Annotated in this window: 23 protein-coding genes; 12 read left to right on the forward strand and 11 right to left on the reverse strand. The window is 69.6% G+C overall.

Going from position 1 to position 21,764, the window contains the following annotated elements; translation table 11 throughout:
- Positions 1 to 71: 71 nt before the first annotated feature.
- The gene (locus tag ACWDNU_RS09545; RefSeq protein ID WP_449668460.1) at positions 72 to 1,877 is read right to left on the reverse strand and encodes a TIM barrel protein; all 1,806 of its coding nucleotides are present in this window, start codon (positions 1,875 to 1,877) and stop codon (positions 72 to 74) included.
- Positions 1,867 to 2,766 carry a shikimate dehydrogenase gene (locus tag ACWDNU_RS09550; protein WP_449668461.1) on the reverse strand — a complete coding sequence of 300 codons (900 nt, stop codon included), beginning with the start codon at positions 2,764 to 2,766 and terminating at the stop codon, positions 1,867 to 1,869. The genes ACWDNU_RS09545 and ACWDNU_RS09550 overlap by 11 nt, the downstream gene beginning before the upstream one ends.
- A 121-nt stretch (positions 2,767 to 2,887) precedes the next feature.
- Between ACWDNU_RS09550 and ACWDNU_RS09555 the strand changes: the two genes are divergently transcribed.
- Together ACWDNU_RS09555 and ACWDNU_RS09560 are read left to right on the forward strand one after the other, a co-directional pair.
- Complete coding sequence (locus ACWDNU_RS09555) at positions 2,888 to 3,547, forward strand: TetR/AcrR family transcriptional regulator (RefSeq protein WP_370935774.1); 660 nt, start codon at positions 2,888 to 2,890, stop codon at positions 3,545 to 3,547.
- Positions 3,548 to 3,676: 129 nt separating this feature from the next.
- Positions 3,677 to 5,047, forward strand: coding sequence for an MFS transporter (locus ACWDNU_RS09560; protein ID WP_449668462.1), 1,371 nt, complete (start codon positions 3,677 to 3,679; stop codon positions 5,045 to 5,047).
- A gap of 52 nt (positions 5,048 to 5,099) precedes the next feature.
- Here the strand turns inward: ACWDNU_RS09560 and ACWDNU_RS09565 are convergent, their stop codons facing one another.
- Complete coding sequence (locus tag ACWDNU_RS09565) at positions 5,100 to 5,951, reverse strand: formate/nitrite transporter family protein (RefSeq protein WP_449668463.1); 852 nt, start codon at positions 5,949 to 5,951, stop codon at positions 5,100 to 5,102.
- 155 nt (positions 5,952 to 6,106) lie between these two features.
- Complete coding sequence (locus ACWDNU_RS09570; protein ID WP_449668464.1) at positions 6,107 to 6,862, reverse strand: copper resistance CopC family protein; 756 nt, start codon at positions 6,860 to 6,862, stop codon at positions 6,107 to 6,109.
- A gap of 104 nt (positions 6,863 to 6,966) precedes the next feature.
- Between ACWDNU_RS09570 and ACWDNU_RS09575 the strand changes: the two genes are divergently transcribed.
- The 6 genes from ACWDNU_RS09575 (at position 6,967) to ACWDNU_RS09600 (ending at position 11,402) form a co-directional block, all read left to right on the forward strand.
- Complete coding sequence (locus tag ACWDNU_RS09575) at positions 6,967 to 7,551, forward strand: hypothetical protein (protein WP_449668536.1); 585 nt, start codon at positions 6,967 to 6,969, stop codon at positions 7,549 to 7,551.
- A gap of 4 nt (positions 7,552 to 7,555) precedes the next feature.
- Positions 7,556 to 8,470, forward strand: coding sequence for a copper resistance D family protein (locus ACWDNU_RS09580; protein ID WP_449668465.1), 915 nt, complete (start codon positions 7,556 to 7,558; stop codon positions 8,468 to 8,470).
- Between the two features lie 29 nt (positions 8,471 to 8,499).
- A complete protein-coding gene (locus ACWDNU_RS09585; protein WP_449668466.1) occupies positions 8,500 to 9,504 on the forward strand; it encodes a cupredoxin domain-containing protein in 1,005 nt (334 codons plus the stop codon).
- A 68-nt stretch (positions 9,505 to 9,572) separates the two neighbouring features.
- A complete protein-coding gene (locus ACWDNU_RS09590) occupies positions 9,573 to 10,082 on the forward strand; it encodes a hypothetical protein (protein ID WP_449668467.1) in 510 nt (169 codons plus the stop codon).
- Entirely contained in the window at positions 10,079 to 10,720 is a 642-nt protein-coding gene (locus ACWDNU_RS09595; RefSeq protein ID WP_449668468.1) for a cupredoxin domain-containing protein, read from the forward strand. Before ACWDNU_RS09590 ends, ACWDNU_RS09595 begins: the two co-directional genes overlap by 4 nt.
- Before the next feature lie 46 nt (positions 10,721 to 10,766).
- Positions 10,767 to 11,402 (forward strand): hypothetical protein, encoded by a 636-nt coding sequence (locus tag ACWDNU_RS09600; RefSeq protein WP_449668469.1) that lies wholly within the window; start codon positions 10,767 to 10,769, stop codon positions 11,400 to 11,402.
- Positions 11,403 to 11,433: 31 nt separating this feature from the next.
- On the opposite strand, the gene ACWDNU_RS09605 is transcribed toward ACWDNU_RS09600, so the two are convergent.
- The 4 genes from ACWDNU_RS09605 to ACWDNU_RS09620 all read right to left on the reverse strand — a co-directional run bounded on the left by ACWDNU_RS09605 (position 11,434) and on the right by ACWDNU_RS09620 (position 15,184).
- The gene (locus ACWDNU_RS09605; protein WP_449668470.1) at positions 11,434 to 12,639 is read right to left on the reverse strand and encodes an LppP/LprE family lipoprotein; all 1,206 of its coding nucleotides are present in this window, start codon (positions 12,637 to 12,639) and stop codon (positions 11,434 to 11,436) included.
- Positions 12,640 to 12,820: 181 nt separating this feature from the next.
- Positions 12,821 to 13,882: a serine hydrolase domain-containing protein gene (locus ACWDNU_RS09610; RefSeq protein ID WP_449668471.1), complete on the reverse strand. Its 1,062-nt coding sequence runs from the start codon at positions 13,880 to 13,882 to the stop codon at positions 12,821 to 12,823.
- A gap of 25 nt (positions 13,883 to 13,907) precedes the next feature.
- Positions 13,908 to 14,972, reverse strand: coding sequence for a serine hydrolase domain-containing protein (locus tag ACWDNU_RS09615; protein ID WP_449668472.1), 1,065 nt, complete (start codon positions 14,970 to 14,972; stop codon positions 13,908 to 13,910).
- Positions 14,973 to 14,977: 5 nt separating this feature from the next.
- Positions 14,978 to 15,184 carry a hypothetical protein gene (locus ACWDNU_RS09620; protein ID WP_449668473.1) on the reverse strand — a complete coding sequence of 69 codons (207 nt, stop codon included), beginning with the start codon at positions 15,182 to 15,184 and terminating at the stop codon, positions 14,978 to 14,980.
- Between the two features lie 234 nt (positions 15,185 to 15,418).
- Here ACWDNU_RS09620 and ACWDNU_RS09625 point away from each other — a divergent pair, with 234 nt between their 5' ends.
- The 3 genes from ACWDNU_RS09625 to ACWDNU_RS09635 all read left to right on the forward strand — a co-directional run bounded on the left by ACWDNU_RS09625 (position 15,419) and on the right by ACWDNU_RS09635 (position 17,349).
- A complete protein-coding gene (locus ACWDNU_RS09625) occupies positions 15,419 to 15,553 on the forward strand; it encodes a hypothetical protein (protein WP_370935787.1) in 135 nt (44 codons plus the stop codon).
- Positions 15,550 to 16,503 (forward strand): hypothetical protein, encoded by a 954-nt coding sequence (locus ACWDNU_RS09630; RefSeq protein ID WP_449668474.1) that lies wholly within the window; start codon positions 15,550 to 15,552, stop codon positions 16,501 to 16,503. Before ACWDNU_RS09625 ends, ACWDNU_RS09630 begins: the two co-directional genes overlap by 4 nt.
- Before the next feature lie 150 nt (positions 16,504 to 16,653).
- Complete coding sequence (locus ACWDNU_RS09635; RefSeq protein WP_449668475.1) at positions 16,654 to 17,349, forward strand: TMEM175 family protein; 696 nt, start codon at positions 16,654 to 16,656, stop codon at positions 17,347 to 17,349.
- Between the two features lie 6 nt (positions 17,350 to 17,355).
- Here ACWDNU_RS09635 and ACWDNU_RS09640 read toward each other — a convergent pair whose 3' ends face one another.
- Genes ACWDNU_RS09640 through ACWDNU_RS09650 form a run of 3 tightly spaced genes read right to left on the reverse strand, consistent with a single transcriptional unit; the run spans position 17,356 to position 20,617 of the window.
- Entirely contained in the window at positions 17,356 to 18,741 is a 1,386-nt protein-coding gene (locus tag ACWDNU_RS09640) for an RAD55 family ATPase (protein WP_449668476.1), read from the reverse strand.
- Positions 18,741 to 19,811 carry a GAF domain-containing protein gene (locus tag ACWDNU_RS09645; RefSeq protein ID WP_449668477.1) on the reverse strand — a complete coding sequence of 357 codons (1,071 nt, stop codon included), beginning with the start codon at positions 19,809 to 19,811 and terminating at the stop codon, positions 18,741 to 18,743. Before ACWDNU_RS09645 ends, ACWDNU_RS09640 begins: the two co-directional genes overlap by 1 nt.
- On the reverse strand, positions 19,808 to 20,617 hold the full coding sequence (locus ACWDNU_RS09650) for a GAF domain-containing protein (RefSeq protein ID WP_449668478.1): 810 nt from the start codon (positions 20,615 to 20,617) through the stop codon (positions 19,808 to 19,810). The genes ACWDNU_RS09645 and ACWDNU_RS09650 overlap by 4 nt, the downstream gene beginning before the upstream one ends.
- A gap of 225 nt (positions 20,618 to 20,842) precedes the next feature.
- On the opposite strand from ACWDNU_RS09650, the gene ACWDNU_RS09655 reads away from it, so the two are divergent.
- Positions 20,843 to 21,757, forward strand: a complete 915-nt coding sequence (locus ACWDNU_RS09655; RefSeq protein WP_449668479.1) for an ABC transporter substrate-binding protein — start codon at positions 20,843 to 20,845, stop codon at positions 21,755 to 21,757.
- The last annotated feature ends 7 nt before the right edge of the window (positions 21,758 to 21,764 follow it).

Genomic DNA, 21,764 nt, shown 5'->3' on the forward strand with positions numbered 1-21,764 from the left:
GAATTAAGAGACAGGAATAGGCGGCAGGGCAGGCATTTTCGTCACCGGCACGTCCGGCGCGAAAGCGCAGTTCAGGCCGGTACGTGCGCCCGGGCGATCCGGCGGCGGCGGTGTGCGGCCATGCGGACCGGAGCATCGGTCCAGCCGTAGCCGTCGTGGTCGCCGAGGCGTTGGACCAGCGCGAGGAACACCCGGCCGCCGAGGACTTCGGTGCAGGCTTGCAGGTAGTCGCCTTCCGGGGTGTGTTCGTGCAAGATGCCGAGGTCCCGGTAGGCGGCGAGCCGGTCCGCGGGCAGGTCCAGGCGGGCGTCGAGGTCGGCGTAGTAGTTGTCCGGGATGGCCAGCAGGGGAGCGCCGGCGGCGCGGGCGGCCTGAGTCGCGGCGAGGATGTCGTCGACGGCGAGGGCGATGTACTGCGGTTCGGACACCCCGGGCGCCCATTCGCCGCGCCGCAGCAGGGAAACCGTGAGTGCGAGCCGGATCCGGCGGTGCGGGTCGGCGACGGCTCGGCTGCGGACCAGGCCGAAAGGCGCGGCGAACTCGCCGGTCGCGGCGGGTTTCAGGCCAAGCACGGTGCGGTAGAAGAGGGCGGCTTCGTCGAAGTGGTCGAAGGGCTGCGCCAGTCCGATGTGGTCGATGCCGGTGATCCCGATGCCGTCGGCGGTTTCGCCGGTGGGAACGAAATCTCCGGTCCAGTCGTCGTCGTTTCCGGTGCGGCAGAAGAACAACGCTGTTCCGTCCGGCGCGGTGACGGCGGCGAGGTCCGCTTCGGCGGGGCCTCGGTCTCGCGGCAGGCGGGTCGCGTCGAGCCGGACGGCGCGGCGGGCGGCGGCAGCGGGGTCGGCGGATTCGACGGCGAGGGCGGCGACGGCTGCCGGACCGCCGGAGCGGTTGACGAGGATCCGCGCGGTGCCTTGTTCCCAGCGTTCCACGGGTTTGGTGCGGTGGATTCCGGTGCGCGCGAAGCCGAGCGCGGACAGGACGGGGGCCAGCGAGTCGTCGGCGGAGAGTTCGACGAAGGCCGGTCCGCGGACTTCTGGTGCGGGTTGCGCAACGGGGTTCGTGGCTTCGGCGAGCGCGAGCAGGGACCGGTGCGCGTCGATCGCGGCACGGTCGGGATCGGCTTGGCGGAAGACGTCGTTGAACACTTCGAGCGACAGCGGTCCGGTGTATCCGGCGGCGAGCACAGGAGCGAGGAAGCCGGGCAGGTCGAACGCGCCTTGCCCGGGGAAGAGCCGGTGGTGGCGGCTCCACTGCAACACGTCCATCGACAGGTGCGGCGCGTCGGCGAGCTGGAGGAAGAACAGCTTGTCGCCGGGGATGTCGGCGATGGCGGCGGGATCCGAGCCGCGCGAGAGGATGTGGAAGCTGTCCAGGCACAGGCCCAGCGCCGGATGATCAGCGCGGCGCACGGCCTCCCAGGAACGGTCGTAAGTGGACACTTCCTTGCCCCAAGCCAGTGCCTCGTAAGCGATCCGCAGCCCGCGCGCGCCGGCTCGTTCGCCGAGCGTGTGCAGTTGCTCGGCGAGGCGGTCGAGGTCGGCGACCGCGTCGTCGGCCACGGAGGAGCAGACCAGGATGGTGTCGGCGCCGAGTTCTTCCATGAGATCGAACTTGCGTTCCGCGCGGCGCAGGTTCGCCGCGAACCGGTCCGGGTCGGTGGAGTCCAGGTCGCGGAAGGGCTGGTACAGGTCGATCGACAAGCCGAGGTCCGCGCAGCGCAGCCGTACTTCGCCGGGCGGCATGGGGGAGGCGACGAGGTCGGGCTCGAAGATCTCGACGCCGTCGAATCCGGCTGCCGCGGCGGCGGAAAGCTTGTCGTCGAGCGTCCCGGAGAGGCAGACGGTGGCGATTCCGGTGCGGGGTTCACGCGACACGGCTGGTGCCTCCTGGGGTTTCGGTGCCGGCCAGTTCGGTGAGGTGACGCAGCATCCGCGCCGGATCGGGTTCGCGGCCGCAGAACAGTTTCAGCGCCGCGGCGGCTTGGTGCACCGCCATCCGGCCGCCGTCGAGAGTGCGGCAGCCGAGCGTGCGGGCGGCGCGCAGCAGCGGGGTCTCCAACGGACGGTAGACGATCTCGGCGACCCAGAGTTCCTTGTGCAGCAACGACATCGGCAGCGGCAGGCCAGGGTGGTCGGCCATGCCTACGGGGGTCGCGTGCACCAAGCCGTCGGCTTCGGAGAGTTCTTGCTCAAGACCGTGCCCGGTCCGCACCCGGCCGGTTCCGAACCTCGCGGTGAGATCGTCGGCGAGCCGGGCCGCGCGGGCGGTGTCAGTGTCGAGCACGGCGAGCGATTCAGCGCCGAGGCTTAGTAGCGCGTGCGCGGCGGCCGCGCCCGCACCGCCCGCGCCCAGCAGTACGACATGACGGAGCGGCGCGTCGGGCAGACCGGCGACGAAGCCGTCGCGGAATCCGGACCAGTCGGTGTTGTGCCCGATCGTTCGACCGTCCTCGAAGACGACGGTGTTGACCGCGCCGATCGCCGCCGCGTCCGGCGACAGCTCGTCCAGGTGCGGGATCACCAGCTGCTTGCACGGATGCGTGACGTTGACCCCGGCCAGGCCTTCCGCGCGCGCCTGGGCGATCAGCTCGCCGACGGCTTCGGCCGGAACGCCGAGCACGTCGAGGTCGAACCGGGTGTAGGTGCACTCGATGCCGAGTTCGCGCGCCTCGCGCTCGTGCAGCGCGGGGGAGAGCGACGGGCCGATCCCGGTCCCGACGAGGCCGGTCAGCAGCCGGCCGGGCACGGTGCGGTCGGGGGACATGCGCACGACTCCTCGCAGTCAATGAATGTACTAGTTAGTTACTTGTACCGTGTCCGAACGCGAAAGGGAAGCGGCGGCCGGATATCCTCGGCGAGATGAGCCGAGCAGCGAGGACGATCCCGTGAGCGCCGAATCCTCCGACGCGCCGGAGCGGCAGCGGGACGCGGAGCGCACCCGCGCCGAGATCCTCGACGTCGCGACCGGCGAGTTCGCCGACCGCGGCTACGACGGCGCCCGCGTCGACGAGATCGCCGCGCGCACCAGGACCACCAAGCGGATGCTCTACTACTACTTCGGCAGCAAAGAAGGGCTGTACGTCGCCGTTCTGGAGCGCGCCTACCAGGGGATCCGCGCCCTGGAACAGCAGCTCGACGTCGACCATCTCGACCCCGCGCGCGCCATGCGGGCGCTGGCCGAGCTGACCTTCGACCACCACGAATCGCATCCCGCGTTCATCCGGCTGGTCGGCATCGAGAACATCCACCACGCGCGGCACCTGCGGACCTCGCCGATCCTGTCCGGGCTCGCCGCGCCGGCGGTCGACGTGCTCGCCGGCATCCTCGAGCGCGGCCGCGCCGCCGGCCTGTTCCGCGACGACGTCGACGCGCTCGACGTGCACATGATGATCAGCGCGTTCTGCGTGTTCCGGACCGCGAACCAGCACACCTTCCAGGTCATTTTCGACCGCGACCTGCTGGATCCTTCCCGTCGCGACCACTACCGGCGCATGCTGGGGGATCTGGTTCTCGAGTACCTGACCGCGCACGTCGGGCGGGCCTGACCGGACCGGATTCGCGCCGAGGTCTTGACACACCAGCGGCGGCTAACTCACTATCCGGTACATAAACAGCCGGTCCCTTCCGGCCGGACGGACCCGTCGACCGCCGCCGCGGTCATCAAGGAGGCTGACGTGGACGACGCTGTCCCGCGCCAGGAGCACGACCCCGCATCGCCCGGCGCCGCCCGCCGCACCCCACGCCAGGCCGCCGTGTCCTCGTGGATCGGCAGCGCGCTGGAGTACTACGACTTCTTCATCTACGGCACCGCCGCGGCGCTGATCTTCCCGAAGGTGTTCTTCCCGGCAGGCAACGCCGCGACCGCGACGATCGCCTCGCTCGCCACGTTCGGCGTCGCCTATGTCGCCCGTCCCGTCGGGTCGTTCGTCCTCGGGCATCTCGGCGACACGCTGGGCCGCAAACGCGTGCTGCTGCTGACCCTGCTCGGCATGGGCGCCGCGACGTTTCTGATCGGCGTCCTGCCCGGTTACGGCACGATCGGCGTCGCCGCCCCGATCCTGCTGGTCGCGCTGCGGCTCGTCCAAGGGCTCGCGGTCGCGGGCGAACAGTCCAGCGCCGGATCCGCGACGCTGGAACACGCGCCGCCGGGCAAGCGCGCTTACTTCACCAGTTTTACCTTGGCGGGCACGCAATTCGGCCTGATCCTGGCGACCGCGGTGTTCCTCCCGCTGTCCTCGATGCCGACCTCCGCGCTGCTGTCGTGGGGCTGGCGGATCCCGTTCCTGCTCAGCGCATTGGTCACCGTCGCCGGGTGGTGGATCCGGCGTTCGCTGCAAGAAAGCCCCGAATTCGCCGCGGCGCGCAAGCAGAACACCGTCCCCAAGGCGCCGCTGCTGGTGCTTTTGCGGCACCACACGCCCGATGTGCTCAAGATCGTGGTGAGCGCGCTGATTTCGGTCACCAGCACGATCGTCAGCATCTATTCGCTCACCTACGGAGCGACCACGATCGGCCTTTCCCGCAGTTCGATGCTGTGGATGATCATGCTGAGCAACGTGGTCGCGCTGGCCGCCATTCCGTTGTGGGGCAAGGCAGGCGACCGGTTCGGCCGCAAACCCGTCTTCGCTGTCGCCTCGCTGGGCGTCGCGGTGCTGATCTGGCCGTTCATCTGGTCGATCAGCCAGGCGAACGTCGTGCTGGTGTTCGTGTTCGGGATCCTGCTGTCGGGAGTCGTGTACAGCGCGTACGGCGGGGTCGGGTATGCCTTGTGGACCGAGCAATTCGGCACGAAGGTGCGGATGTCCGGGGTCGCTGTCGGCACGCAATTGGGCTTCGCCCTCGGTGGCTTCGCGCCGTCCATCGCCGCGGCGCTTGCCGGAGCGGACCTGAAGAACTGGCTGCCGGTCGCCGGTCTGACCGCCGGAGCGGCCGTGGTGGCGGGGCTCGCGGTGCTGACGATGCGCGAGACTTACCGGACGCCGCTTGAAGAATTGGGCCAGCGAGCGCCGCGTGCGGCGGACGAAAGCCGGATTGTGGCGGCCTGACGCGGAAAACGCCGACGCTGCGACATCTGCCGCAGCGTCGGCGTTGACTCGATCAGCTTGCGGCCGTGACGAGTTCTTCCGGAGCGGGTGTCGCGGCGGCGCGTTCCGGGCGGGAGCGCTTGCCCAGCAGGGCGTAGGCGGCGCCGACCAGGAGACCGCCGCCGACCAGGTTGCCCAGGCCCACGAACAGCAGGTTGCGGCCGAATTCGCCGACGGTCGCGCCGGGGACGCCGTCCAGCAGGCCGAGCGAGAACGTCGTCATGTTGGCGACCACGTGCTCGAATCCGGAGCTGATGAAGGCCAGCAGGCACCAGAAGATCAGCGCCAGCTTGGCCCCGTCCGACTTCGTGCGCGCGGCCATCCACACGGCGAGGCACACCAGGAAGTTGCACAGCACGCCGCGGAAGAACAGCGCGCTGGCGGACTCCGCGGCTTTCGCCTTGACCAGGCTCGCGAGCAAGGCCGCTCCAGGCCCGGCGTGGCCGCCGGCACCGCCGATCGACAGCACCCCGCCTTCGTGGACCAGCCACGCGAACACGATCGAACCGAGCAGGTTGCCGACGAACGACACCACGATGACCGCGGCCGCCGCGCCGACCCCGCGCCGCCGGACCAGGACGCCCTGGACCATGGTCATCATGTTGCCGGTGGACAGTTCCGCGCCGGCGAACACGACGGCGGTCAGGGCGATCCCGAACACCAGCCCCTGCACCACTTTGGTCCAGGGGGAACTCGCCGCGTTGAGCGGTCCGGTCGCGGAAAGCAGCAGTACGACCGCCACCCCGATGAAGGCCCCGGCGAGCATCGAGCTCACCAGGTAGCGGCCGGGGCGGCGGAGGTCGTCGATCTTCCCGTCGGCGACGTCTGCTTGCAGGTCGAGGGCATCGGACACGGGAATCGGCATGGGACAAGCCTTCCGGTGAGGTCAGGTACCCGGGCATTCGACCGCGCGGATTCTTCGCTCCGGTAGCGCGGTGATCAGCAACGGGTATCCGAGTGCGCACAGGCCGCGGCCCGCGCGGGTGAATTGCGGCGCCGAGGACTATTTCGGACAGTCGCTCAGTCTTGTGCGGGAACGCGGCTGATCCGGGCCGCGACGATTCCGCCCGCGATCAGCAGCACAGCCGCGGCGGCGATCCACACCCAGACCGGGATTCCACTGCTCGCGTCACTGGCGGCGTGCGCGGCTTGCGTCGCGGACGGGGGAGCGGCGGCTGGTGCGGCGCCGGTGCCTGCCTTGGTGAGGGTGAAGGAATAGGCGCCGGACACGGGATGCCCGTCGGCTGACACGACCCTGTATTGCACGGTGTATTTCCCAGCCGGGCCGAGCGGTTTCACGGGTGCGGAAAGGGCCGGGCCGGTGACTGTGGCGGCCGCCGACTCCCAATGTGTCGCACCGTCCGGTCCTAGTACCGCCAATTCGGTGAAACCGCGGTCCAGTGGTTCGTTGAAGGTGAGCACTATTTTCGCGGGCGCGACGGAAAGTTCGGAATCCTTCGCAGGCGTGCTCGATTCCAGAAAGCTGTGCGCCTCGGCTGCCGAGGTGGGGAAAAATGTTGCCAAGAGACTGAACGCGATAACCGCGAGGACGCGCACGAGAAGCGCGCCCCGGCTCGGTTGGCGGCGGACGGGGACGGAAATCCCGGCAGATGGTCGCATGAACCCTGCTTCGCTAAGGGGACAGGTGCCGGAACGAGATGGTTTCGGTACCGCGTTGTCGGCGGCGGGTCGAACGCGAAACGGGAAGGTTAAATAGTTCTCACTGTCGGCGGCAGTGTCGAATTCACTGTTTTCCGGTTGTTGTTCGGAGATCAATTTTACGTTCCCGTCATGATTGAGTCGGCTGGAGAAACGCGCGGTTTGATGTGGTGCTCCCCGTCGTGATCCGGCCGGGTCGGCGGCAGGCGTCGGGGAAGGAAATGCTTGTGGTGGCTTCAGTGGGGCGGGAACAGGTGGTCGCGGCCTGTCTGGCGGGCGCGGTCGTGGTCGTGGTGGGGTACGCCTCGGGAATCGGCTTGAAGACGACTGCGGCGAGCGGTCCGGTCGCTTCGGATCAGGCTCCGGCGCAGGCGGCGCCCGCACCGCAACCGGTTCTGCCCAACGGCGAACTGCCTCCTCCGGGCGCCGTGCAGCCGATGCCGCCGGTGCCCGGCGGCGGGATCCCGCCGGTCGACACGCCTCCGCCCGCGGCTCCGGTGGCCGACGCGCCGTCCGGCGAAGTCCCGCCGCCGACCGGGGAAATCCCGCAGCCGCCCGGTGATCCGATGCCGCCCGCCCCGCCGGAAACACCGCCGCAGACCCCGACGGGAACTCCTCCGCCGAGCGGGACGCCGACGTGCCAGCCCGGCGCGGTCCAGCCGGTGCTCGACACGGTAAGCGGGCTGCCGCTGATCGGCGGTCTCACGACCGGGATCGGCGTGACCGGACCGGACGGGCTCCTCTCGACGATCCTCGGCTCCTGCCCGCCGGTGCAACCCGCGGCGATCCCGTCGAGCGGCGGCTGAGCCCATGGACCTCGGTTCCGCGAAATTCTGGTACGTCCTCGCGCGCTGCGTCGACTACTCCGGGCTCGCCTTGTTCGTCGGCGGATTGTTCTTTCTCGCGCTGCTGTGGCCGGCGGGAGCGGACCGCCGCCGGGCGCGCGGCGTGCTGGTGACCGGCTGGGTCCTCGGATTCGCCGGGACAGTGGCCGGGCTCGGCTTGCAGGGCACGTGGGTGGCACAGCGGTCCCCGGCGGATCTGGTCGACCCGGATCTGCTCGGCCAGGTCCTCGACAGCCAGTTCGGCCGGATCTGGTTCGCCAAGGCGCTCGTGTGGGTGCTCGCCGGAGTGGTGCTCGCCGACGTGCTGCAACGCGGCCGTCGTGCCGCGGGTTCGGTGGCGTGGCGGGTCGGCGCGGGGGTGGTCGCCGCCGGGCTGCTGCGCACGACCGGCCTGACCGGGCATTCCGCGGAGAGCGCGCATCCGCTGCTGAGCCAGCTCGCGGATTTCGGGCACCTGGCGGGAATCTGCGCGTGGATCGGCGGGCTCGCGATGCTGTTGTTCGGCGTGCTGTCCCGGCGCGATCCCGGCGAACTCGCCGACGTCGTGCCCCGTTATTCAAAACTCGCCCTGACGGCGGTGCTCCTGGTGATCGTCGCGGGGGCCGTGCTCGCGATCGGGACGCTCGGCGATCCGGGACGGCTGTTCACCTCCGGCTACGGCCGGATCCTGCTGACGAAACTCGCGGCGCTCGCGGTGGTGCTGCTCTTCGCCCAGGCGAGCAAGAGCTGGGTCGCGCGGCGGCTCGACTTCGCGGTGGTGCTGCGCGGAGACGCCGGCGCGGTCCGTCCCTTCGTCTATTCCGTCGCCGCGGAAGCCACGCTCGTCGTGGTGGTGCTGTTCGCGGCGAGCCTCCTCGTCACCGCCAGTCCCGGCCGGTGAACGTCCCACCCCGGAAAGGAATCTCCTTGATGGACAACCCGGAACCCACCTCTGCCGCCGCCGGAACGCGGCCGGAAGCCCCGCCCGAGGCGGCTCGCCGGCGCCGGTGGCCGATCGCGGTCGCGGTCGTCGCACTGGCGCTGGCCCTGGTCAGTCTCACCACCCTGCGCACGGGACAGCAGACCGCCCCGGTCGCCGCGCCTGCCTCGCCGCAGGTCGACCTCGCGGCGCTGGCCAAGCAGAGCCCGCTCGCCGTGCCGCTTTACCAAGGAATCGCGCAGCAGCAAGGAGGCGCCGCTCCCGCCGCGGCGGCTGGCTCGGCCAAGTCGGTCGAGATGAGCGGGTACAAGTTTTCGCCGGCCAGCTTGACCATCTCCGCGGGCGACACGGTGACCTGGACCAATCACGATTCCGCGCCGCACAACGTCGTCGTCACCGACGGCCCGGAGAAATTCACGTCGCCGACCATGCAGACCGGCGGCACCTTCTCGCACACCTTCACCAAGGCGGGCACCTACTCCTACTACTGTTCGATTCATCCGGACATGAAGGCGACCGTGACGGTCCAAGGCGCTCCCGCCCCGCCGCCTTCTTCGCCGACCGCCCCGCCGTCTTCGTCCTCGACACCGACCGCGCCGTCCAGCCCGACGCACACGATGCCGATGCCGATCGACCCGCCGCCCGGAAACTGCGTGCCCAAGGGCGTGCTGCAGCCGATCCTCGACCACGTCAAGGCCGCGCACCTGGAGGAGTCGCCCGGCCAGCAGGTCACCGATCTGCTGAATCTGGATCAGTACATCAAGACGCACACGGTCTGGCTGGAAAGCGTGCTCAAGCCCGTGCTCGACGGTTCGGCCGACAAGGTCGTCACCGACACGCTCGCGCCGATCATCGCGCACATCAAGGCCGCGCATCTCGAGGAGTCGCCCGGCCAGCAGGTCACTGACCTGCTGAATCTGGACCAGTACATCAAAACGCACACTGTCTGGCTCGAAAGCGTCCTGACGCCGCTGCTGAACCAGGCGTCCTGCTGAGCGTGCCGACCCGGTCCGGGGCGGGCCGCCGCGCCCGCCCCGGACCTCCTCGATCCCCGGAGGACTTCGTGCCCACTGACACCCGGTTCCTGCCCTCGGCCGCCGCCGCTGACCATGCCGTGCACCGGATCCGGCCCGACCGCTGCGTTCTGGAGCTGACGCAGCGGCTGCTCGGGATTCCCGTGCTGCGCGGACGATTGACCGTCCGCCGGGCGACGTTCACCCGCGTCCCGGAAGGCAGCAGCCTCACCGCCGAACTCGACGGTTCGTCATTCCGGTCCGTCTTCCTGCTTCCGTCCTCAATGGTCACCCGGGAACTGGGCGAGGTGCACTTCGCCGCCGAGGAAATCGCCGAACGCCCGCCGGTCGAGTTCGCCGGACGGCTCGATTTCGGCGACTCGTCACGCGATCTGGTGTTCGGCGGCGAACTTCGCGACGCCGGACCGGATCGCGTCATCCTGTGGCTGCGCGGGACATTGCCGCCGCCGCGCCGTCCACTTCAGACCGTCGGCCGGGTTGCGCGACTGCTCGCCCGCCTGCCGATTCGCGTCGAGTTCGCCGGGGAGTTCGTTCAGTGAAACGCTTTCTCGCCCTCCTGGCCGCCGCGGTGCTGCTCACGCTCACTGCTCCGGTGACGGCACCGGCCGCCGCCGCGACTCAGACCGTGATGATGCAGGACTACGCCTACTCGCCCGCGTCGCTCACCGTGCACGTCGGCGACACGGTGACCTGGATTCAGCACGACACCGCTCCGCACGACGTGGTCACCACCAGCGCGCCTGTCGCGTTCCGCAGCCCGCAGCTGTCGCAGGGGCAGAGCTGGAACTACACCTTTCGCACCCCCGGCACCTACTCTTATTACTGTTCGGTGCACCCGGACATGCGAGCGCAGGTCATCGTCCAACCGGCGGCCGCCACCCAGCCGCCGCCCCCTCGAACCCCTTCTGCCGCACCAGCTTTGCGTGCCGCTCCCAGCCGTACTGCCGTGGCAGCGCCTCCAGTAGTGCCCACTGCTACGACGTCACCGTCCACAGTGGCCACTTCCGCGGCACCGAGCCAGCAGGGTGCGGCGGCCGCCCCTCCGACGTCAGCCGCTGCGCCGCCGGTCGCCCAGGCCGCCTCGACCACGAGTCTCGATCCCAAGCTGCTCGTCGCCGGTCTCGTGACCGCGGTCGCGATCGGCTGCCTCCTGCTCGTGAGCTCGCGGAAAGCGTGAATACGAGCCTGGGCTACTCTGCGAAGAGCCGGAAACGGGGGTGCGGATGGACGAGCTGCTCGACGAGTTCGCGAAACGCTATGTCGATCCGCTGATGAAGGAAGCGGGCTTCAAACGGCTCCGGATCCGCCGATGGTGGCTGTCCTCGCCGGGCGGGAACGCTGCCTTCGTGCAGTTCCGCGCCTATCCGATGGATCCGAGGATCGCGTTTCACGTGGAAGCCTCCGGGATCCCGCGAGTGCTGCGGGAGTACTACGAAGGCGGCTCGGCGGCGAAACCGCCGAAGTTCGACTGGGGATTCGTCCGGACGAGGCAGGCGTCGCCGCCCGATCGCGGCCCGGGTTCGCATCTCGGCGGCTATGTCTGGGATTTTCTTCCGGACACCATGGACGAGTACGGTCCTCAGGTACAGGACTACCTCCGGGCGGTGGCGATCCCGCGGTGGACGAGTTTCCTGGATCCGGCGGGCCTGCTCATGGCGGCTCACGGCGGGCCGAGTCGCGACTTCGCGGTCGTGGGCGGTTACGGTCTGAAGTTCAGCCAGGTGATCCTCCGGGCGGACGACGGGAATCCTGAGGTGCTGGAGGCGATGATCGAGGATCTCCTCCTGAAACGCGCCGATCCGAGGCTGCTGGAGTGGCTGCGGCAACGCGTGCGCGACCGGGCCGAAGGCCGTCTCTGAGCCTGTGTTCATCATGGCTGAGCTCAACGGCTCAGCGTCGGCTCGGGTTCGCGGTGGGGTCGGCGGGAGGTATCGCGTCGAGGGGGACGAGGCGGGTCCCGGTCCAGTGATAGCGGACCGTCGCCGCGTTGCCGGTGGGGCAGCACTGCGGGTCTTCGGCGTTGTAGAGCTCGTAGGAGAGGGCGATGGTGGTGTCGGTGGACCACGCCTCTTGGATTCCGGCGCTGTCGGCCGAGGTGTCGGTGCCGAGGTACTTGCCGTCGTGGAAGAAGAAGGCCCGGTTCGCGTAGCCGTCGGCCGACTCGGCGATGGTGGCGAGGATGACCTGCAGGCCATCGGACGATTCCCACGAGGTGCCTGGGTAAGGGCGGTATCCCTTCCCTTGGACGACCGCTTCGGCGTCGGCGAGGGGGTTGCGCGGGACAGTCGACGGTTCCTCGGTCGAGGTCGAGGTGGCGGTCGGGACGCTGGTGGACACCGGCGGGAGAACGGGTTCCGGCGACGAGGGGATGACCGGTGTTGGCTCCGGCGTGGCTGTCGTGCTGCCCGCGGCGGTGCGAGTCGCTCGGTCGATGCCGACGGCGGACGTCAATCCCAGCACGGCGACCACGATGACGACCGTGCACGCGACGCTGGAGAAGACGGCACGGCCGGAGGCACGCGGCGGTCGGTGGGCGGGCTGCGGCACCACCGCGCCGACGAGCATGAAGAGCGCACCAGCGACGGCGACCCAGGGCCCCAGTCCGATGCGCAGGAGGCCGCCGGCGTCGGCGAGACCGCTCAGCAGACTGACGAGGAGCAACCCGCCCAGGACTCCGGCGACGCCGAACAGGACGAAGCCGGTCGCCCGGGCAGCGACGCCCTCCCGCAGCACGACCGCCGCGACGATCGCGGCGGCCCCGCAGACCGCCAGAGCCACGGGAAGAAAGACGAGCGGCACGGTCCGGCTGCTCGCCAGGCGAGCGACGTCGAACAGGCTCGCGTTCCCCAGCAGCACCACCTGAAACCAGGGCAGGACCGGCGACACCCCGACCAGCACGCCGCCCGCGGCCAGCCCCGCCGCGGCGGCGAACCGCCGAACGCTCTCGCCCGGAGCGGCCGCGAGAACCAGCCGGTTGCCGCATCGCCAGCACCGCACCGCGCCCGCCTGGACGGGTTGCGCGCAGTACGGACACGGGAACGCGGCGGGCGGAGCGCTCGGCCGCGGTGCGGGGCCGCCGGAATGGGAATCGGTCATCGCTTGAGCTCCTCGTCTGTACCAAGACAGACGCAGGGGCGCCGGATCGCGTTACTGAGCAGTGAAAAACTCGTGCCGTTCGATCGCTTCTCCGGCGCGGACGAGTCCGAACGCGACCCGGGCCGAGGCCGTCGAGCCGCGGTGCTCGTGGCGACGGCCCGGGTCTCCGGCCGTACCTCGGTCAGGCGCAGATCACCTTGTCGATCAACGAGTAGAAGGCGGCGTTGCCGGGTCCGCGCCCGAACGTCAGCGAGGCCTCCACCCGGCGCTTCCCGTCCGCGCTGGTGAACGCGATCGTCCCGTAGCCGGGAATTCCGCCGGTGTGCCCGAAAACCGGAATCCCGCACGGCGTGGTCCGGGTCTCCAACCCCAGGCCGTACTTCTCGGTCGCCGATCGCGGGGTGGTCATCTGCCCCAGCAGCGTCCGCGGGACGAGCCGCCCCGCCGCGAGCGCTTGGACGAATGTGTCCAGGTCCGCGGTGGTGGAGACGATCTCGCCCGCGGCGCCGGCGACGCTCGGGTTCAGCTCGGTGACGTCGACCAGCTTCCCGTTCACCTCCTGGTAGCCGTGCGCGTGCCGGCCCGGAATCTTGGTGCGGTCGCCGGGAATCACCGTGTGGTGCATGCCGAGCGGGCGCAGGATCCGCTTGGCCGCCTCGTCGCCCCAGGCGTGCCCGGTGGTCCGTTCGATGAGCATGCCGAGCACGGTGTAGTTGGTGTTGGAGTACGAATACGCGCTGCCCGGCGGGAAGTCGAGCGGCTGCGCGGTCGCGATGGCGACCAGTTGCTCCGGCGAAAAGTGCTGGTAGCGGACTTTCTCCAGATCGGTGCCCGCGAGCGAGATCGTGCGGAGGTAGTTGTAGAGGCCGCTGGTGTGCTGCAGGAGCATCCGCACGGTGATCTCGTTGCCGTGTGGCAGCAGTCCGGGCAGGTACCGCTCGACCGGGGTGTCCAGCCCGATCCGGTGCTCGGCGACGAGTTGCAGCACCACGGTGGCCACGAACGATTTGGTCGTGCTGCCGATCCGGAAGCGTCCGTGGGGCGAGACCGGCTTTCGGGAGTCGAGTTCGGACACTCCGGCGGTGACGGTACGAGAGTGTCCGTTGTGGACTGTCCGGATCTGCACGCCGGTCGCGCCGGCCGCGACCGTTTCTTGCGCCACCGTCCGAATGGGGTCAGCCGCGGCCGGGGCGGCGGGCGCGAGCAGGGAAGCGGTCAGGATAAAGGGCACAGCAGTGAGCATGGGTTTCCTTGTTCAGTGTTGGCACTCAGTTGCAAAAAACCTTGTCGAGCACGGCGCGAGTCCAGTCGAAGTCCGGGCCCCGGCCCAACGTCACCGAAGCCTCGACGCGCTGTTTCCCGTCCGGGCTGGTGAACGCGACGGTCTGGAACCCGGGAATCCCGCCGGTATGCCCGAATACGCGCGCTCCGCACGCGGTGGCCGGGGTGCGCAAGCCGAGCCCGTACTCCTCGGTCGCGGAACGCGGGGCGGTCATCTGCGCCAGCAGGTCCGGCGGCACCACTCGCCCCGCCGCGAGTGCCCGGACGAACCTGTCCAGGTCCGCGGTGGTGGAAATGATCTCGCCTGCCGACCAGGCCATGCTCGGGTTCAGTTCGGTGACGTCGACCAGCTTCCCGTTCATCTCCTGGTACCCGTGCGCGTGCGGACCCGGAATCCCGGTCCGGTCCCCGGGAACCGACGTGTGATGCAGTCCGAGCGGCCGCAGGATGCGCCGTGCCGCTTCGTCGCCCCACGCGTGTCCGGTGGTCCGCTCGATGAGCATGCCGAGCACGATGAAGTTGGTGTTGGAATAGGAATGTTTGCTGCCGGGCGGGAAGTGCAGCGGCTTGGCGGTCGAGACCGCGACCATCGACTCCGGCGAAGGGTGCTGGAACCGGATCTTCTCAAAGCCGGCCCCGAGCAGCGGGAGGGACTCGGTGTAGTCGTAGAGCCCGCTGGTGTGCTGCAGGAGCATGCGCACGGTGATCTCGTTGCCGTGCGGGAGCAGTCCGGGCAGGTACTGCTCGACCGGGGTGTCGAGCTGGATGCGGTGTTCGGCGACGAGTTGAAGGACCACAGCGGACGTGAACATCTTGGTGGCGCTGCCGATCCGGAAGCGTCCGTGGGGCGAGACCGGCTTTCGGGAGTCCAGTTCGGACACTCCGGCGGTGACGGTACGAGAGTGTCCGTTGTGGACTGTCCGGATCTGCACGCCGGTCGCGCCGGACGAGACGATGTCCTGTGCGACCGCCCGAACCGGGTCCGGCGCAGCGGACGGCGCCGCGGGCGGGAGCAACGACGCGGCCAGCACCAAGGGCACGGCGTTCAACACCGGCGTCAGCCCTTGCGGCGCGCGACGAAGCGCACGATCAGGATCAGCAGGCACGCCACGGCGATCCCGCCCGCGGTCATCCGGAACATGGTGTCCAGACCAGTGAAAGCGCCGATCGAGTTCGTCGCGGCACCGGCGACGAAGAACAGGAAGAGCAGAGTGGTGACGGCCGGGCCGCCTGCTTGGCGGCTGGGGGAAGCTTCCATTTCCATGCCGACGACACTAAAAACCGCTGGCGCTCGCCAACAGGCCTTAAGCCCCCAACTTCACGGTGGTGTCTGCGCTACCTTCGCCGTTCGGCTGGGTCAGCCCCGCCGGGTGCGGGCAGTGCTCCGGCGGTGCGGCTGAAGTGCACGCCCGACCCGGCCCCGCGGTCGCTTCGGGAAGTTTCGCGGACCACGAAGCAACGGACGCCGCTATATATCGTCTTAGGATATATGTGGACCATGGCTGAGCGAGGCGGAGTCGTCCAGAGGAAGCCGTCCGAACGCGGGGCGCGGCTGCGGGCAAGCACTTTCGACGGCGTGCTGGACCGGCTGGTCGCCGACGGCTGGTCTCGCTCAGCGGAAGTGCGCGCATGATCGGCACGGAGGCGCAGTACCGCGCGTTGGTGCGCGTGCTCCCGGCCTGGTATCGCGCCGAACGCGGCGACGAGATGGTCGGCACCCTGCTCGATCTGCACGGCGAGCGGGACCGTGCGGCGCTGTGGAGCGAAGTGTGGGCGTTGCTGGCCCTGGGGATGCGGACCCGGCTGGCGGGCAGGGCGGCGCCCGCTCGCACGGTCGCCCTCGGGGATTTGGTGCGCCAGGTCGCGCTCCTCGGCCTGGTCTGGGGCGTGCTCAGGTCCGCGAGCAAAGCCGGCGAGACGCTCTGGGTGCTCTTCTCCTTCTCCGGGCCCTTCCCCGGGAACTTCCGCGCGACGCTGACGTCCGGTCTGACCGCGGAGCTCATCCGGCTGGCAGCCTCGCTGATCCCGCTCGTGCTGCTGGTGGACGGGTGGCGCCGCATGGCACGAATCGCCGCCGGGACGATACTGGCGGCGGGCGGGATCTGGTTCCTCGCCAGGCATTCGTCCGACCTCGGTCCCGAATCGGTCTTGTACTTCGCTCCGCAGTGGCTTCCGCTGGTGCTGTTGCTGGCGGCCTTCCACGTCGACGCTCCGCTGCCGCCGTCGCGGCTGTGGTGGTGGGTCATCGGCGGGAGCCTGGTCTTCGCTCCCGCCCTCGCGCTCAGATTCGGACTCCCGGGCGATCCGGAGCGGATCACCGGTTTGTCCCCGCTTGTCTGGCTTTGTGCGCTCGCCGGAGCCGGATGCCTGGTGTTGCGGCACCGCATCGAGCCGCGCCCGGGGTGGACGCTGGCGCTGGCTCTGTGCATTGCGCTGGCGGTGGCCCAGAACCTGGTGCTGAAGAACGGGATCATTCCGTTCGGCGCGACGGTGCTCGCGCAGGTCTGCTGTGCCGGGGCGATCGTGGTGGCGCTGACTGTCGTCGGAATCCGCGACTATCGCCGGATCGGCGCGGAGCGGTGATCCTCCCCGGGAAGTGATTCCGGATCCGTTCGTCCACTGGGGAACGGACTTCCGGGCAGTTGCGGCAAGGCGTGCGTGTCGCGGCGCGATCTTCGCAGCCAGCGGTGACAGTCTCCGCGGGAGCCCGGACAGAGGAAAGGTGCGACACGGATGAGTGCCAGCGACGCCGCCGACGAAACCGGCGCGGGAAGGCCCGGCCCGCCGGTTTCCGCGCCGGGCCGAAGCAAAGGCGGCGCCTCCGGGGAGCGGCTGGTGCTGTTCACCGACGCGGTGACGGCGATTTCCATCACCTTGCTGATCCTGCCGCTGGTCGACCTCGTCCCCGAGGTCGCCTCCGCCCACGAACACGCCAGCGAGGTGATCACCGGTCACTTCGATCAGATCTGGAGTTTCCTGCTGAGTTTCGCGGTCATCGCGAACATCTGGCGCGAGCATCACCGGACGTTCTCCTCGGTCGCGACGGTCACCCGCCCCTTCACGATGTGGAACATGGGGTGGCTGCTGTCGGTCGTCGTGCTTCCCCTCCCGACGGAGATGATCGGCGCCTTCGGCCGCGACCGGTTCGTGGCGGTGTTCTACTACGCCACGCTCCTGGCGGGCATGGTGTGCCGGTTCGGGATGCTGCGGATCCTGAAATCCGCGCCGGAGCTGATGGACGAGGACGATCGGGATCCGGAGGCGCTCCAGGAGCTCTACCAGGAGAGCTACCTCAATGTCCTGGCTCTGGTCCTGGCTTTGGCCCTCGCCCTCGCCGTGCCCGCGCTGCAGTACTACAGCCTGGTGCTGCTCGTCCTGCCCGGCAGGCGGGCGTTCCTGCGGCGCCGTTCGCGGACTGCTCAGCCGTAAGCCGCGTCAGGAGCGGTCGGCGTCGTCCATGACGATCCCGCGACTGGTGACCTCGAACGCCGTCGTGTAGGGCAGATTCGGGCTGGCCCGCGTTTTCAGCACGGTCAGCGCCCGGTCGATGCGCGCCCCGGTGCGCTGGTACTGCAGCAGGATCACGTTGTCGGACAGATGGGAGATCCCGGTGCCGGACAGGCCCGCCTGCCCGTACAGGTCCGGGATCTCCAGGGTGAGCAGCGTGGTGATGCCCACCTGAGCGCACCGGCCCAGCAGGGAGTGCAGGAATTCGTTGAACCGCTGGTCGTCGTCGCACGCCGCGGCGAGGTCGGTGAGACTGTCGATGACCAGCCTGCGGCTGCGGCTGGCGGTCAGCGATTCCAGCAGGTCGTAGAACCACTGGTCGATGTAGATGTCGTTGGGGGATTCGCAGCGCAGCGTGACGGCGTCGGTCCGCGGTTCCCAGCCCAGGCTGTGGACGGCTCGGCTGAGCTGGAGCTGGCTTTCCTGAAGCGTCGTGAAAGTGCTGTGCTGGCCCAGTTCCGCGCCCCGGAACGCGAAATGCAGGCCGATGACGGTTTTCCCGGAACCGGGCGGTCCGGCCACGATGGTGCTCGAACCGGGCCAGAAGCCGCCGCCCAGCATGGTGTCGAGGCCGGGGATGCCCGAGCTCGCGCGTGCGGTGGCGGCGGGGTCGACGGTGCCGTCGCCGTCGGTGGGATCGCTGAGGCGGGGGAAGGCGTCCACGCCCTCTTCGGAAATGCGGTAGGTGTGCCAGCCGGGCAGGAACGTGCTGCCGCGGAGCTTGAGCACCTGCAGGGCGCGGTTGGTGCGCTGGCCGCTGGCCTGGGTGGACAGCGCGATGGTGGCGTCGGCGATGGTGAACTCGGCCGAGGACGCCAGTTCGGCGCTGTCGTATTCGGCCAGCCACAGGGTGCTGGTCGCCAGCGCGCTGAGCCGCCCGGCCAGTTCGTAGAGGAACCGCGTGTAGCTGGCCTGGTCCGAGGCGGCGTAGCGCAGGGCTTTGATGCTGTCGACGACCAGGATTCCGCACCGGGTGCGGGTCGCGACCTCGGTGAGCCGGGCGAGCCCGGCGTTCAGCCCGCCTTGGGTGACCACGTCGCCGAGGTCCTCGAACAGCACCGAGGTCCCGATCCGGTCCGGCGCGCAGAACGCGAGGCCGTCGAGGAACTGGGTGATCTTCGTCAGGGGTTCGGTGAGAGTGCTGAAGTACACCACGGGACGGGCGGGGTCGGCGTTGGCGAACGCGTACTGCTGGGCCAGCACGGTCTTGCCGGACCCGGGCGCTCCCGCCAGCAGGGCGATCGACGGGTCGATCAGCCCGCCGCCCAGTATCGCGTCCAGCCGTTGGCAGCCGCTGGCGAGTCTCTGTTTCATCACGCGGCCTGCCGGGCTGCGGGGTGCAGATCGCGGACCACGGCCAGGACCTGTGACGGGTGGACCGGTTTGGGCAGCACCCGGGCGGTGGCGGGCGGAGCCTGCCGCACCGCCACCGGCGAGATCACGATCACTTGCGTGCCCGGTCCTTCCGAGAGGGTCCGGATCAAGTCGCCGGCGCCCGCGGCGGTCTGGTCGATGATCGCTACGGGCGGAGGAACCGCGCTCTGTGCCGCCGCCGCGGAAACGACCGCGGTGACGTCGAAACCGGCCGCGCGCAACGTGTCCGACAAACAGCTGACCGTGAAGCGGTCCGGGTCCACCACCAGGATCCGGGTATCGTGCCCGGGACCGGCGATCTCGTCCGCGCCGCCGTCCGCCACGCGTTCGGCGCTGTGCACGAGCGGCTGGGCCAGGTCCCGGGCGTGGGCGCGCAGCATCGCCTCCGCCGCGGCGAGGTCCACGCCGCGGCGGGAAGCGAGCATCCCAGCGGCCTGCCACACCGCGATCTGGTCCTGCTGCGCGGTGTGGTGGCTCAGCCGGAGGACGGCGGACGGCAGGGTTTCGGCGACGGCGTCGGCCAGCAGGCCCGCCGCGGCGATCCCGGCGCAGCCCCGCACGAAGGCGATTTCGCCCGCGGACAGCGTCTGGCGCTCGCGGCTGGTCAGCACGACCGTGCCGACGAGTTCGCCGAACGCCTCCATCGGGACGGTGTGCACGGCGGCGATGCCGTGCGCGGCGGCGATCCGCGCCAGCCCCGGCCACCGGCCGGCCTGACCGGCGAGATCGGCGTAAACGGCGGCTTCCCGTTCGCTTTCCCCGGCCGTCCCGCACAGGTCCTCGTCGGCCCGGAAGGCGAGCAGGTCGTCGAACAGCGGCCAGTCGGTCCCGGCGAGCGGGACGCCGCGGCCGCGGTCGTCGGGCAGCAGCACGATCGCCTCGTCCACGCCGGGCAATCGCGTGCAGATGCCGGTGAGCAGATACGCGGCGTCCAGTCCGGCGCGCTGGCCTGTCAGCGTCCGGGCCGCCTCCAGCAGGATCGGGACCCACTCCTCGCTCAGCTTGTTCACTCCGTCCGCCTCCCGCTTTCGCCGTCCTGGTCGGGGCCTTCGTCCGCGTCGTTTTCGCCGCGGTCGCCGTCGCGCTGCCACGACGGGTGATCAGGGGGCAGTCGCAGCACGCCCGCGGTGACGTCGTCAGCCGCCTCGGACAACCGCCGGCCGCTGACGTACGCGTAGGCCCGCAACCGCAGCAATGCCTCAGCGACCGGGCAGCCCAGCTGCGCCGCGACCATTCCCGTGGCGGAGTGGACGGTGCGCCAGCGGCGGTAAAGCCCCTCGTCGACCATCGCCTCCGCCTCGCCCGACGCCACGAGGGCCACCTGGGCGAGCAGGTGGCCGGTCATGACCTGGACCAGCGTGAGCGCAAGGTCCAGTTCGGCGTCGGACAGGGACCGCCCGGCCTCCCGGTAGAACTCCAGCACTCCCAGCGACGCCGCCCCGGTGGCCAGCGGGAACGCGAACGCCGCGCGCAGCCCCTCCTCGACCGCGGCGGGCGCGAACATCGGCCACTGCCGGAACCGCCGCGGCTCGTCCAGGTCCGCGGACAGCACCGCGAACCTGCGCCGCAGCGCCGTGAGCCCGGGGCCTTCGCCCACCGTGATCTGGAGTTCGAGCATCCGTTCGGCGCGCGGGTCGGTGGCGCAGGCGGGTTCGCCGAGACCGAGCCGGTCTTTCAGCCGCACCCCGACCCCGTCGACGGCCAGCAGGTCCCGGCACACCTGGGCCACGTGCCGCAGCGCCACCGAGGAACCCTCGGCCAGTGCGCGGGCCCGGATCGCCGCGTAGATCTTCGCCAGTTCCTGCTCGATCACCACAGTCGGAGCCTCTCCCTCCGGAGAACTGCACGGATCGCGACGCTAGAACCGGCCGTCCATCGTGGCCAGAGGAACTATGCCCGGGAATGGGTGCCTTCCGGCCTCGGCACCGGTCTCCGCGGCGAATCCCGCGTTCCTAGATCGACTTTTTTGCTTCTTGACCCGTGGGGTCCCGTCATGGAGAGTCTCCTGTCAGACAGTGAGACAGAATGACAAGGAGACAGTATGAATCGACGTGGAGTCGCCCTGCTCGTCACTGGCGCTGTCGCTGTTTGCGCTGCTCTGACGGGGTGCGGAGCGAGTTCCTCGGCGGGCGGGGAGTCAGCTGGACCGTCTTCGGAAGTCGCGATTCCGGCGGTCGCCAAGGACGCGGCGCTCGCGGCCAAGCTTCCCGCGGAGGTCCGGAGCGCGGGGGTGCTCCGGGTGGCGATGGACGAGACCTATCCGCCGTTCGAGTCGGTTCAGGCGGGCAAGGTCGTGGGGCTCGACCCGGATTTGGCGAACGCGATCGGCGGCGTGCTCGGGGTCCGGGTGGAATTCGTGAACACGTCGTTCGACGCGATCATTCCCTCGCTGACGTCGAACAAAGTCGACCTCGCGATGTCGTCGATCGGCGACACCTTGGAACGCGAGCGCACGATCGACCTGGCCACCTATTACTGGAACGGCACGCTGGTGCTGGTGAAATCCGGGAATCCGGCGGGGATCAAGGCCGACCAGGTGTGCGGCGCGCGCGTCGGCGTGATCCGGGGATCCTTGCAGCAGACCAGTTTCCTGCCGTCGCAGGCGGCGAAGTGCGCGGCTGCCGGGAAGCAGGCCGCGAAGGTCGAGGTGTATCAGAACGGGCCGCAGGCGCAGCTCGCGTTGCAGAGCGGGCGCATCGACGGCGTGATGGAGGACGCGCCGCCGCTGCTGGCGGTCGCGGCGCAGCAGAAAGACGTTTTCGAGACCGCCGGGCCGTTCTTCCGCAATCCGAATCCGGGCGGAGTCGCGTTCCCGAAGGGGAGCAAGCTCGTGGAACCGGTGCACGAGGCGATCGGCGTGCTGATCAAGAACGGTACTTACCGGGCGATTCTGAAGAAGTGGAACCTGGAGAAGATCGCGATCGACAAGTCGGAGATCAACGGCGCGCAGTCGTAGCCGCGCA

The organism is Amycolatopsis sp. NPDC003676 (assembly GCF_053587275.1).